The organism is Geovibrio sp. ADMFC3 (assembly GCF_054687035.1).
This window is the reverse complement of record NZ_BAAFZG010000002.1, coordinates 1,920,335-1,934,041: the sequence shown is the minus strand read 5'-3', so window position 1 is coordinate 1,934,041 and position 13,707 is coordinate 1,920,335. Positions and strand designations below refer to the sequence as shown.

11 protein-coding genes are annotated in these 13,707 nt (G+C 44.6%); 9 read left to right on the top strand and 2 right to left on the bottom strand.

The features are described from left to right. The first annotated feature begins 64 nt into the window (after positions 1-64). Genes ACYRYY_RS09565 through ACYRYY_RS09555 form a run of 3 tightly spaced genes read left to right on the top strand, consistent with a single transcriptional unit; the run spans position 65 to position 3,255 of the window. The gene (locus ACYRYY_RS09565; protein ID WP_460215372.1) at positions 65-2,290 is read left to right on the top strand and encodes a cache domain-containing protein; all 2,226 of its coding nucleotides are present in this window, start codon (positions 65-67) and stop codon (positions 2,288-2,290) included. After that, positions 2,283-2,639, top strand: coding sequence for a response regulator (locus ACYRYY_RS09560; RefSeq protein ID WP_460215371.1), 357 nt, complete (start codon positions 2,283-2,285; stop codon positions 2,637-2,639). The genes ACYRYY_RS09565 and ACYRYY_RS09560 overlap by 8 nt, the downstream gene beginning before the upstream one ends. A gap of 19 nt (positions 2,640-2,658) precedes the next feature. After that, a complete protein-coding gene (locus ACYRYY_RS09555; RefSeq protein WP_460215370.1) occupies positions 2,659-3,255 on the top strand; it encodes an NUDIX domain-containing protein in 597 nt (198 codons plus the stop codon). Here ACYRYY_RS09555 and ACYRYY_RS09550 read toward each other — a convergent pair. Further along, a complete protein-coding gene (locus ACYRYY_RS09550) occupies positions 3,230-4,603 on the bottom strand; it encodes an ATP-binding protein (protein ID WP_460215369.1) in 1,374 nt (457 codons plus the stop codon). The genes ACYRYY_RS09555 and ACYRYY_RS09550 overlap by 26 nt on opposite strands. 137 nt (positions 4,604-4,740) lie before the next feature. Continuing rightward, positions 4,741-5,673, bottom strand: coding sequence for a YitT family protein (locus ACYRYY_RS09545; protein ID WP_460215368.1), 933 nt, complete (start codon positions 5,671-5,673; stop codon positions 4,741-4,743). Positions 5,674-5,876: 203 nt separating this feature from the next. Here ACYRYY_RS09545 and ACYRYY_RS09540 point away from each other — a divergent pair, with 203 nt between their 5' ends. From ACYRYY_RS09540 to nspC, 6 genes are all read left to right on the top strand, one after another. Continuing rightward, the gene (locus tag ACYRYY_RS09540) at positions 5,877-6,977 is read left to right on the top strand and encodes a CNNM domain-containing protein (RefSeq protein WP_460215367.1); all 1,101 of its coding nucleotides are present in this window, start codon (positions 5,877-5,879) and stop codon (positions 6,975-6,977) included. Positions 6,978-7,100: 123 nt separating this feature from the next. Further along, positions 7,101-7,703: a TetR/AcrR family transcriptional regulator gene (locus ACYRYY_RS09535; RefSeq protein ID WP_460215366.1), complete on the top strand. Its 603-nt coding sequence runs from the start codon at positions 7,101-7,103 to the stop codon at positions 7,701-7,703. Positions 7,704-7,955: 252 nt separating this feature from the next. Beyond that, positions 7,956-8,780: a hypothetical protein gene (locus tag ACYRYY_RS09530; RefSeq protein WP_460215365.1), complete on the top strand. Its 825-nt coding sequence runs from the start codon at positions 7,956-7,958 to the stop codon at positions 8,778-8,780. Between the two features lie 402 nt (positions 8,781-9,182). Then, positions 9,183-11,108: a biosynthetic arginine decarboxylase gene (gene speA / locus ACYRYY_RS09525; RefSeq protein ID WP_460215364.1), complete on the top strand. Its 1,926-nt coding sequence runs from the start codon at positions 9,183-9,185 to the stop codon at positions 11,106-11,108. Between the two features lie 70 nt (positions 11,109-11,178). Beyond that, positions 11,179-12,402 (top strand): saccharopine dehydrogenase family protein, encoded by a 1,224-nt coding sequence (locus tag ACYRYY_RS09520; RefSeq protein ID WP_460215363.1) that lies wholly within the window; start codon positions 11,179-11,181, stop codon positions 12,400-12,402. Further along, positions 12,399-13,565, top strand: a complete 1,167-nt coding sequence (gene nspC, locus ACYRYY_RS09515; protein ID WP_460215362.1) for a carboxynorspermidine decarboxylase — start codon at positions 12,399-12,401, stop codon at positions 13,563-13,565. Before ACYRYY_RS09520 ends, nspC begins: the two co-directional genes overlap by 4 nt. The last annotated feature ends 142 nt before the right edge of the window (positions 13,566-13,707 follow it).

Sequence of the window (13,707 nt, the reverse complement as noted above, 5' to 3'; positions counted from 1 at the left end):
TATGAAAAATATCGAAATATCAGCTATAATAATTCAGCGTTATCTTTGATTTAACGGAGTCATTATGCTGCCGGTCTCAAAAAAAGTATCCGCTTTTGTTACTTTTTTGATTCTTGTACTTTGTGCTTATTTCATCGGTTCTTCTCTGCTCAGAAATCAACACGCTTTTGATCTTTTGACAGAGAGAGATAAGGTGCGCCTTCACGCTTTTGCAGAAAATCTTCCTGAGCGTTTCTCCGACATACTCCGCAACACGAACACAAATATTCTGTCAAACAGAGAGATTATTGACGCTTTCTATGATCAGGACAGAGAGAAAACAGCCATTCTTTTAGACCCTTATTACAGGCAGCTAAAAGGCGATTTCGGTAATGTTAACGTCGTCATGCAGTTTCAGCTTCCCGACGGCAGATCTTTTTACCGTGCCCATAAGCCTGATCAATATAATGACCAGCTTCTCGAAATACGTCCTATGCTCCGGGCAACACTGGAAACACAAAAAGAACAGACCGGCTTTGAGATAGGCAGATACGGACTTGCTTTCCGTGTAATGACCCCTGTTTACAGAAACGGAGAAATGATAGGCGCCTTTGAAACTGGCATTGATATTAGCTTTGTTGCAAAACGTCTCTCAAATCTCACATCGTACGCCTCCAGCATTCTTATCAATATGCAGAGTTCCACCCACTATAGGCTCAAACTGGAAAATAAGGTATCATTCAACAGGTTTGAAATCTTCAATACAAATCCGGAACTGTTTCAAAGCATTTATTCAGAACTAAAAGGCGGAACACTGCCTGAACTGCTTAAGATTAAAGATAAAACTTATTTTATAATAAGTGATATACAGATAAATCAATTCAGCGGGGAAAATGCTGGAATTTGTGTGTTCGCTCTTGATGTCACAGAAGAAAAAAAGTGGGTGAGAGGCTATCTGTATAAGAGCGCAGCCGCCACAGTCCTTATTGTCCTGCTGATTATATTCATTATACGCAAAGGTTTCAGGGAAATGATAGGCGGACTGGAAAAGAAGTACGCAAAAACAATAAAAGAGCTTGAGCGAAAAGAAATCCAATGTAGAGGATACATCATAAACGCTCCCCTTGCTGTTTTTGTGACGGACACCAAGCTGAACCTTCTGGAAACCAACCCGGCTGCCGAAAAGCTCACTGGGTACACGGATTCGGAAATGATGCTGATGAACTTTATATCTCTGTGCCATTACGAATCAACGGAAGTGCAGGAAAAAATAAGGGAATCACTCATGACGGACGGCTCGCTTCGAGGCATATTCACTTTCAGAACAAAAGACGGAAAACGTATTCAGGTTCAGGCGGACGGAGCTTCCATCGCTTCCCATAAGATGAACATTATATTCTGCCGTGACGTTACCGAAGAAAACAGGCTGAAAGTCAGGCTCGAAAATGCGTACGCAGATCTTGAAGACATGAACCGCCACCTTGCAGCCAAAGTTGAAGAGGAAATAGAAAAGAGACAAAAAACTGAAAAACATCTTGAGCTGCAAAAAAAATTCTCCGACATGGGACAGATGATAAATGCAATAGCCCACCAGTGGCGCCAGCCCCTTAATGCCCTCGGAATTTATATTCAGGACACTGCGGAGCGGATAAGAGAAAACCTGCTTACGGATAAAGATCTTGATGAGTTTGAATCTGTTTCAATGACTCTTGTTTCCCAGATGTCTGACACAATAGATAATTTCCGTTCCTTCTTTCTCCCGTCAAAAGAGCAGGAACGCTTCAATGTGGCAGAGGAAACAGCAGGTCTTCTCAAGATGATGAGTGCCCAGATTGCTTCAAAAAATATCAACCTTACATATACATGTGAATGTGACGGCAACAAATTCGACTGCATGGATGAATACAGCATGCCTGTGTGCAGATCAGCCTATATATCGGCTTTCGGATATGTAGGCGAGTTCAGACAGGCACTTATGAATATTATCAGCAACTCCATATACGCAGTGGAAGAAAAAACTTCTTCGGAAAAAGATCTAAAAGGGATGATTAATATAGATTTATCCTGCTATAATGGGATCATAAAACTTATTGTGAAAGATAACGGTACGGGCATCAACAGTGAAACACTTTCAAAAGTTTTTGATCCTTACTACACCACCAAGCCTCAGGGAAGAGGCACAGGCATAGGTTTGTATGTTACCAAGCTCCTCGTGGAGAAACACATGGGGGGCAAAATCCGAATCCACAACAATCCTGAAAGCGGAGCGAGTGTGGAGATAACATTAAGTCAGGATATTACAGATGAATGATAAAACTATTCTCTACGCAGAAGATGACATAATTATACAGAAAATTCTGGGCAAGTTTATCAGCAAGAAATACCCGGATACCCTTATCGCCAGCAACGGACGAGACGCTCTTTCCCTCTTTGAGGCGAACAAGGTTGATGCTGTGGTTACTGATCTTTCAATGCCTGTGATGAGCGGTTTTGAGCTTATCAGAAAAATCAGGGAACAAAATACCGTAACACCTATAATTGTCACCACAGCATACAGAGACGAGGCAAAGCAGATCAGCGATGCAGGGGTTACTATTCTCTATAAACCCATAGACACGAAAGAACTTATGAAAAGTCTGGAAGCAGCATTCGCCTGCTGACGGTCTGCACGGAGCCCTCTTGAAAGAAGATCTTTTTCCTGAAAATATTCAGATCACCGACTGCACAGAGTCAGACTATATAAGCCTCCGCAGAATGCGCTACACACAAAAAGGCATAGCCAAAAACTGGGATTTTATCAAAGTGCATGACAGTGTGGCAGTTATCCTCGCAGATACAGCACGCAGGGAGCTGATACTGGTGCGCCAGTTCCGTCCTCCCGTATTTATCAGGGAAAAAACAGGAATAACCTTTGAACTCTGCGCCGGCATAACGGACAAAGACCTGACTCCGGAAGAAACTGTCCGTGAAGAGATATCAGAGGAAACCGGCTACGACATACCCCTTGAAAAGATTGAACGGGTCACATCCTTTTTCACTGCTGTCAGCTTCGCCGGAAGCAGACAGACTCTCTATTATGCAGAAGTGAGTGATGCTGAGAAAATAAGCGAAGGCGGCGGAGTCGGGACAGAGAAGCTTGAGGTGATAAGGCTGCCTTTTGATGATGCAGAGTCGTTCATGATGGACGAGTCCAAGCCTAAGACTCCCGGTCTGCTGTTCGGGTTAATCTGGTTTATTCGGAACAAAATGCCTAATCTGCCGGAAGGCTCACTGTAATATAAGTAACCCCTTCTCCGGTATTAAGCGATATACTTCCGCCGTGGGCTTCTGTAAGCAGCCTTGCGGAATATGTGCCCAAGCCCGTTCCTCCGGCTTTTCCCTTGGTGACATATTTATCAAAAAACCTGCCGACTATTTCAGGGTGAACATTCCCTCTGTTGCTTACGGTGATAACATCGCGGTCATCCAGCTTCTCACATTCAATTATGACTGATTCCCCTTCGGGAGAAGCCTCAATGGCATTTCTCACCAGATTAGACAAGCAGGAATATATAAGGAGATCATCGGCATATATCATGAACCCGCCGAAGAAGCCTGCGGGGAAAACCTTTTTTAAATTAACCCTGTGGGATGCGGCAAGCCCTTCAAGATGTGTGCAGACCCTTCCTAAAAGCTCGTTAAGGAGAACTTCACGCTTTAGTATGGTGTAGTCATTCTTCTCCAGACTGTAAAGCACCTGTGAAAGATTGATCATTGCATTAAGCTGAAAGCATGACTCAATTATTTTTGAAGCGAAAAAGCGTGTGTCTTCAGACTCACCGGATGATTCCAGAGCCTGACCGAGAAGATATATTGAGTTCAGAGGAGTTTTTAAATCGTGGCGCATAATGCGTTCGACATCATCTTTAAGCAGTTCGGCTTTTTTCCGCTCGTCAATATCATGGGCAATAATAAGCCTTGCTGTTTGCCCGTTTTCCCAGTGGATAAGCCTTCCGGTTTTTAAATACCACCTGCCGTTTCTGCGGTTCATTACTTCATCTGTGCGTACTTCCGAAAAATTTTCTGTTCCGCAGCTGCAGAAGCTGCATTTTTCATCACTTCCGTGTATAACTTTCCAGCATTTTTCGCCATTCCATCCGCTTTTTATCCCAAGCATGCTAAGAGCATGGCTGTTGGCATATAAAACAGAATTGTCTGCCGGATCAATCACATAAACCATGGAAGACAGGCTATTGAGCATATCAGGCATATTTACGCTGCCACTTGTACAGTCAGCGGCACTGTCCGCCTGCCGTACGGCACAAACCAGCCTCTCTTCAGATCCGTATTCAGGTACGGAAAAAGGATAAAGCTCCAGCATTACCCTGACGGAATCACCCGCCGGAGTATTATGCACCGTACCGTGAGTTATCTTCTGTTTAAAGCCGCCGGAAAAAAGACTGGAGAAAGAACTCATCCTGCATGTTTTTGAGCAGAGAGAGCAAATCGTCATTTTTCCTGTATCTGCCGCACACAGTGAATACATATCGGACGCCTGCTTATTAAATCCGAGAACATTTCCTTCACCATCAAGCAGAAAAAGCGGCTTATCGGATATCTCCGCAATCAATTTAAAGCTTTCCATAGCCCGCCTTTGAGAATAATCATATTAAGTTTATCACAAAAAAACAATACGGGAAGGTCACATAGAGTTAAAATCATTATATATAGTGATCAGAGTAAAAAAATGCTGATGCTGCCCGCACCAGCCGCGGAGGACTTTTATCTGCCTGAGGGCGATTTAAGATGGCTAAACCCAGTGCCGCCCCATGCCTGCTGTGCGGTGCCTATCACCAGAAATGCTTTGGGGTCTATTGCTGAAACAAGGTATTTCAGATCTGACACCTGCGAACGCCTTACAGTGCAGTAAAGCATGGTACGTTCCGTATCTGAATAGGCGCCTGTCATCTGCCACATACTGACCCCTCGCTGAAGCTCTGCCATGAGAGTACGGCTCATAACCTTCGGGTGATCTGTAATTATCCACGCTATGCGAACCTGACTTACGCCTTCAAGGACAAAATCCGAAGCCATCCCGCCCAGAAGCAGGGTAAGCAGCGCAAGCATTGCCTTTTCCCAGCTGAAAGCGAATCCGGCGAGAACAATAACAATCATGTCCGTATAAAGATATGACTGGCTCAGGGGGAATCCCATACGCTTCTGAAGGATGCGTGCAGGAATGCTTGTTCCGCCCATGCTGCCGCCGGCACGGTATATAATACCCGCACCAAGCCCCACAGAAACACCTGCATAAATACAGTTGAGCAGCAGATCCTCCGATACAGGGTAAACTTTCATGTACTGAGGGAGAAGGCGTACAAATATATCAGATGCCATGGAGAAAGTTATAACTGAATTAATGGTGGAGAGGATAAACTTAAATCCTCCCAGCTGGAAATATCCGACAATTATAAGAGGTATATTAAGAATAAAATACAGCATGCCCACAGTAAGCCCTGTGTACTCATTAAATATTATGGCAAGACCGCTCACGCCCCCTGCTGCTATCTGAAAAGGAACCTGAAATACAACATAACCGAACGCTGCCAGAATGCTGCCGATAATAATCAGTAACTGATTATAGGCAAACCTGAGAATAAAGTCTTTTTTGGGAACAACATAGCGATGCAGCCCCTTAGGTTGTCTCTGCTGCATTTATCTCCTGTGGCATAAATTATTTAATATATGAAATAATCCCACTAATAACCTTTAAGCGAAATAATTGCAAGCCAAAGCAACAAAACCTTCCCGTGTCTGTTTCTTTTTTTATTTTTCTGATAATTCTTCGAGCCATTTTTTCATATAAACGTATTTTTTTCGATTTCTATGGACATGCCCCGGGCGTTTCTGTATCATTTATGAAAAATAATATCAGGAGTTGCTTAAGCACCTGTATGCTAACCCTTTTAGTTTACGTTTTCATAGCCTTAGGGCTATCCTTCATCTGCTCTGTAATGGAAGCGGTTCTGCTCAGTATGACCCCGGTTTATGCGATTCAGCTTGAACAGAAAAATCCAAAAGCGGGCAAAATCTACACCGAACTCAAAAAAGATATCGAAGCACCTCTGGCAGCTATATTAAGCCTTAACACCATAGCCCACACCATAGGTGCCGCAGGCGCAGGCGCACAGGCAACCAAACTTTTTGGCGATGCCTATCTCGGCGTAATTTCCGTTATACTGACTCTTCTGATCCTTATTCTTTCGGAAATACTGCCCAAAACACTCGGTGCGGTATTCTGGAAAAAGATTGCCGTCCCCATGCTTCCTGTCCTCAGATTCACCATGTTCAGCATGAAACCGCTGGTTTTCATGTCAAACATGATGACAAGAATACTCCCCAAGAGCAAAGAGTCCCAGGTCATAAACCATGATGAATTCCTGATTCTCACACAGCAGGGGATAAAGGGCGGAGTCTTCAGCGAACAGGAATCCCTTATTCTCACAAATCTTTTTATGCTGAGAAAGCTTACCGTAAAACATATAATGACCCCGCGTACTGTCATGTTCGCCCTCAGGGAGGACACAACAGTGGAGGAAGTTCTGGTGAGGCATCCGGAAATAATCTTCTCACGCATACCTGTATATAAAACCGATTTGGATGATATCACCGGCTTTGTTTTAAGGAGCGACATCCTCCTCTACGCAGTCAGAGGGATGAAAACCACCCCGCTTTCTGATTTCAGACGCCCCATAACCGCCGTGCCGGAGTCCCTTTCTATCAGCAGGCACTTTACAGGGCTTATAAAGGACAGAGCGCACATCTCCCTTGTTATTGATGAATACGGCGGAGCAGCAGGAATCGTAACCCTTGAAGATGTCATTGAAACTCTCATAGGCATTGAAATTGTAGATGAGCATGACAAGGTAAAAGATCTCCAGAACCTAGCCAGACAGCAGTGGAGCAACAGGATACGCAAGATGGGTCTGAACCCTGCCGACTACGACTTTGACAGATAATAATCCATTTATTATGTAAAATTTTGTAACTTTCTATACATTTCCATTGCCTTAACTCCCGCCGGCACTATAATGACTTTATAGTCATCTTAATGACCATGAAGTCATTACGTGGAGTTTGCCATGCACAGAATAGACAGACGGCAGATTGTTAACAAACTGATTAAAGACACTGTTTACGACAGTGTTATGGAGATATTACACGAATCAGGCAGCGAAAAGCTGACCATGGACGAAGTTGCCTCAAAGGCGGGAGTCTCCAAGGGGACTCTCTATAACTATTTTAAGAATAAAGAAGATCTCATGGCTTTTGTTGAACAGCAAACTATAGATCCGATCATAGAAGGACTGGGAGAAATACGGGAACGAAATATCAGCGCACCGGAAAAGCTGAAAGAGACTGCAAAATTCATCTTTGAAATATTCAAAACCCGCAAGGATTATGCAAAATACCATAAAGAAATTATCTCCTATAAAGACAGTGTTGAAGTATCCCGCCGTATAGGTGATGAACATTTCAGCTCTATCTGGGCTCAGGGAACGCTTGAAGGTGATTTTAAAAATATTGATCCGCTGGTGTTCAGGGCGGTAACCGGCGGAGCTTTTGCATTCTTAATGGATACATGGATATTTGACGATGAGGATAAACCAGATTTCGATAAAGTTCTTGCAGGACTTGAACGGTTTTATAACGAAGGGCTTATTGACAAAAACAAAGAAAAGTAAACTTTTTTAACTATAAATGCGTCTTAGTATGTATGGAAAAGACGGGCTCAAAAAGCTCTCTTTAATAAAAAAGCCCGCAGGGGGTTTATGACCAGTTTTCCTTCTGCGGGCTTTATTTTTTCTCCGGCATATAAAATAATTTTGACATGAATGATCATTTTATCTGCTTAAGTGGTAAATTATAATTATCGGAACGAGTGTTCAATAATTTGTGTTTTTATCATCGTCCCAAAAAATTATGCGGAGAAAAAAATGAAGAAACTGATTCTTATTGCGACATCTTTTTTACTCTTGATTTCTGCCGGTTCATTCGCCGCCGACTCACCTTTCAAGCCCAAAGCTCCTTTTAAAGCAGCAGTTATAAGTTACGAAATCAACGGAACTGAAAGCGGTACGGAAACACTTTACATCAAAGACAGCGGTGAGTATGAAACCAAACACCGCAAGACAACCATGAAAATGTTCGGAATATCCAGAAAAACAGAAACAATGGATATAACAACACCTGAATGGGTTTACAGCATCGATTTAACAGAAAAAGAAGGTACAAAAAGCGTAAACCCCATTGTTTATATGAATGAGGAATACAGCAAGCTTTCTAAAAATGAACAGAAAAAAGTCAGGGAAAATGCTGAAAAAATGGGTATTGCGTACATGAAAAACCTTAACGGAGAGTTGGTCAAAAACGCTGAAACAATACTGGGCTACAAATGCGATCTTGTAACAATGATGGGAGTGCAGGTTTATTCCATAAGCGGAACAGGTATTGCTCTCAAAACCGTGTCAGATGTGATGGGCGTTAAAAGCCAGCAAGCAGCAGTATCCATAGACAAAAAAACTCCGCCCTCTTCGGTGTTTGAAGTTCCGGCGGGGATTAAAATATCTCACGACCCCAGAGGTGACGACATGTCCCGTGATTTTGCAAGGACAACTGTCCGCAGCCTTGTGGAGGGGAAAGATCCCGTTCAGGCAAATACGCAGGATGCAATACGCAAATCCGCTGCAGAAAACGGCGAGGAAATGCCTTCGGAAGAAGAGATGAAAAATATACTGAATATGTTCGGCGGACAAAAATAGTTTCAACAAGGCAGGGCAACCGACCCTGCCTTCACTCCTTAACTTTCTTTTATGGCTCTGATTCACTCTTTTACATATATTATCAGTAACTAAGCCTGAACATTGCTGTCTGCGGACTTTCGCACCGGAACAAACTCAAAAAAATAAAAAATATTCAAAAAATTAAACCCAATATGAAGCATTTTTACAGAAAAATGGCAAAAAATGTTCAAAGAATATTAATGGACCACATGACCGTAAGCATAAATACTCAACTTTTGCAAAATATGACTTTTTCCTGAAACTTTTCAAGCCCATGCGAAATAAGAGTTTTCGGAGGCTTAACACATAATTTTATTGACACCTTCGCTCTTTTTTCGTAAATAAACCTGTTTTTACCATTTTAAGGAGGCATCGGATTAAATGTGGCGAAATCCTGAGCTGATAAAAAACTGGACAGTTGCAAATGCCGAAGAATTGTACGGCATAAACAAATGGGGAGCTGACTACTTCTCTATAAACAAAAAAGGTCATGTGGTGGTAACTCCGTTCGGAAAAGAGAACGGACCGCAGATCAGCCTCCATGAAATAGCGAAGGAAGTCGAGGACAGAGGGCTGGCTATGCCTGTCATACTGCGTATCGAGAATATACTCGGCTCACAGATTAAGCTTCTCCATAATACTTTCAGAGAAGTTATAAAAGCCACGGGCTATAAAAACGAATATAAAGGGGTTTTCCCCATAAAAGTAAACCAGCAGGAGCAGGTTGTTGAAGCCATTGCCGAATTCGGAAAAGATTTCAACCATGGTCTTGAGGCGGGCAGTAAGCCTGAACTCATAGCCGCCATTTCCATGCTCCAGAACAGGGACGCCTGTCTGATATGCAACGGCTATAAGGATGAAGAGTTCATAGACCTCGGTCTGTACGCCGTGAAAATGGGTTTTAAATGCTTTTTCGTTATTGAAGTTCCCGGTGAGCTGGAGCTTATCCTTGAGAGAGCCAAAAAGCTTAAGGTACGCCCATACCTCGGCGTCCGCATTAAGCTTTCCACCCATGCTGAAGGGCAGTGGAGCGAATCAAGCGGCGATGCAAGCGTCTTTGGTCTGAACATCAGTCAGGTTATTGACGTTATAGACAGGCTTAAACAGTCCGACATGCTGGACTGCCTTCAGCTTCTGCATTATCACATCGGCTCTCAGATCCCCAACATCCGTGATATACGTGCGGGCGCTTTTGAAGCATGCCGCATTTATCAGGAGCTGGTAAACGAAGGCGCAAAGATGGGTTATATCGACTTCGGCGGCGGTCTTGCAGTGGATTATGACGGCTCAAATACAAACTATCACTCAAGCCGTAACTACTCTGTGGAGGAATACTGCTATGACATAGTGGAGTCCATCATCGCCGTACTTGACAAGCATGATATCCCCCACCCTGTTATAATAACAGAGTCAGGCAGGGTAACGGTTGCCTACTACTCCGTTTTGCTGTTTAACGTGCTGGATGTTTCTTCCTTCCACCCCAGTCCCTTGCCGGAGAACATAAAAAACTACCAGAGCGAACTGATACAGAACCTTTTAAGCACTTACGACATGATCTCGCCCAAGGCTATACAGGAGTGCTGTAACGATGCCCTCTACTACCGGAATCAGGCACGGCAGCTTTTTAAACACGGGCAGATTAACCTGCGGGACCGTGCCCTTGCGGAGAACCTTGTCCGGCATATTCTTATAAAAATATCCACGGTCGGTTCCGAGCTTAAACATGTTCCGAAAGACGTGCAGGACATTGACCGCCTTCTTTATGATGTGTACTACGGCAACTTCAGCCTTTTTCAGTCGCTTCCGGATGTATGGGCAATAAATCAGGTTTTCCCTGTTATGCCCATCCACAGGCTTAATGAGGCTCCGACACACCCGGCGATTATCTCCGACATCACCTGCGACTGTGACGGCAAAATAGATAACTTCCCCGACTATGCCCATGACAAGAACGCCCTTATGCTTCATGAACTCAAGGACGGTGAGGAATATTACCTTGGTGTTTTCCTTGTTGGTGCATATCAGGAGACACTGGGCGATCTCCACAACCTCTTCGGGGACACAAACGTTGCCACTATCCATGTAAATGATGACGGCGGCTATCAGGTTATAAAAGAGCTTGAAGGGGACTCTGTGGCGGATGTTCTCTCATACGTGGAATATGACGTTAAAGGCATAAAGAAAAGCCTGAAACAGCTTGCTGAAGACTCCATAAACAAAGGCTTCATCACCCCCAAGGAACGTAAGCAGATTCTCGAAAGCTTTGAAGAAGGCTTAAGGGGCTACACATACTTTGAAAGGGAATAAGTGTCCGCACCTGACGTCAACACGGACATGATAAAAATTCAGAAAGAAAGAATAAAAAAATACAGGGAGTTTGCAAATGTCAAAAGTGCTTATAATCGGAGCAGGCGGCGTAGGGAATGTTGTTGTTAAAAAGTGTGCCCAGCATCCGGACGTATTCAATGAAATTTTCCTTGCCAGCAGAACAAAGGAAAAATGTGACGCCATAGCTGCGGAAGTTAAGAGCATGTACGGCGTTGAAGTTAAAACTTATCAGGTGGACGCAGACGTGGTAAGCGACATAGTGCGTGTTATCAGCGAATGCAGACCCGAACTTGTGCTTAATGTTGCCCTGCCCTATCAGGATCTGGCAATAATGGACGCATGCCTTGAAACAGGCGTAAACTACCTTGACACTGCAAACTATGAGCCCAAGGACGAAGCCAAGTTTGAATACTCATGGCAGTGGGCATATCAGGATAAATTCAAAGAGAAAGGGCTTATGGCTGTTCTGGGATGCGGCTTTGACCCCGGCGTAACAAACATCTTCTGCGCCTACGCACAGAAACACCTTTACGACAGCATACGCACCATAGACATACTGGACTGCAACGCAGGAGACCACGGGCATCCATTTGCCACAAACTTCAACCCCGAAATCAACATCCGTGAAGTAACGCAGGTTGTGCGCCACTGGAAAGACGGAAAATGGGTTGAAACTCCCGCAATACTTGACGACAGCTGCGTTCACTTCACATTCGACTACCCCGAAGCCGGACCCAAGGAGAGTTATCTTCTCTTCCACGAGGAGATGGAATCACTTGTGAAAAACATTAAAGGGCTTGAGCGTATACGCTTCTGGATGACATTCTCTCAGAACTACATCACTCACCTTAAAGTGCTTGAAAACGTCGGCATGACCCGCATTGACGAAGTTGACTTCAACGGATGCAAGGTGATACCCCTTCAGTTTCTGAAAGCACTTCTCCCCGATCCGGGCAGCCTCGGCACAAACTACAAAGGGCTTGCCGTTATCGGCTGCGTTTTTGACGGTGAAAAAGACGGTAAAAAAATAAAGAAATACATATACAACATATGCGACCACGCAGAAGCATACAAAGAGGTTCAGGCACAGGCGGTGTCATATACCACAGGTGTTCCCGCTATGATCGGCGCCATGATGATGCTTAAGGGCGTATGGAAAGGTGAAGGGGTGTTCAACGTTGAGCAGCTTGACCCCGACATGTTTATGGATGAGCTTAACAAATGCGGTCTGCCATGGCAGGTTGTGGACTTTGAAGGTCAGCTCCCCGAATGATAAATAATCAGGCACTGAAAGACTTTCCCAGAGAGATAACAGACAGGGCGGAGACGCCCTGCTACCTTATCAGCGAGGATGTGATCAGGCGCAACTGCGAAATCCTCGACTCTGTGCAGAAACGCACCGGAGCCAAGATTATGCTTGCTCTCAAGGCGTTTGCTCTGCCTAAGGTATTTCCGCTTATCTCGTCCTATCTCCACGGAGTATGCGCCAGCGGACCCATCGAAGCGCAGCTCGGCTATGAGGAGTTTAAAAGGGAAACACATACATATTCGCCGGCCTTCACAGACTCGCAGATGGAACGGACTATTAAGTTTTCCGACCATATAGTCTTTAACTCAATCAGCCAGTGGCATCTCCATAGGGATAAAATAAAGGCAGGCGGTAAGCATATAGAAATCGGTCTCCGTGTAAATCCCGGACATGCGGAGGTCGAAGTTGAGCTTTATAATCCGTGCCTCCCCGGTTCACGCTTCGGGGTAAGTCCGCAGGATCTGGAAGGGGTAGATCTCACAGGAATAGACGGTCTGCACTTCCATGCAATGTGTGAGCAGAATTCAGATGTTCTGGAAAGGGTTCTTGCCTCCTTTGAAAAACGTTTCGGGCACCTCATCCCCCAGATGAAATGGATTAACTTCGGCGGCGGACATCACATAACAAGGGAAGATTACGACCTTGATCTCCTCTGCCGTCTGATTAATGATTTCAGGAAGAAATATAATAATATTCAGGTTTACCTTGAGCCGGGCGAAGCGGTTGTGCTGAATGCAGGGGTTTTTGTCACTTCCGTGCTGGACACTATCCATAACGGGATGGACATAGCCGTATGCGACTGTTCGGCGGAAACCCATATGCCCGATGTGCTTGCCATGCCGTACAAACCCAAACTCATCGGCGAGCCAGAAACCGGGAAATATACTTACCGCCTCGGCGGAATCTCCTGCCTTTCAGGGGATGTCATAGGGGATTATAAATTCAATGAGCCGCTGAAAAGAGGCGACAGACTTGTTTTCACAGATATGGCGCTGTATTCGTTTGTGAAAAACACAAACTTTAACGGCGTTGAGCTGCCGTCACTGATCACATTCAGCTCGGAAAAAGGCACATTTGAAGTAGTCAGAAAATTCGGCTACGAAGATTATAAAAACAGAATAAGCTGAAAGAAGAAGCAGCAGCCCGACAGGACGTACGGGCGTGGAACATTCAAAATAACGTAATCTATTCTTATGTTCCCACGGATGGGAACACGCCGTGCGGAGCGAAGGATTGCTCTGCAATCCGCGAGCGGTTAGGCAGCCCGAC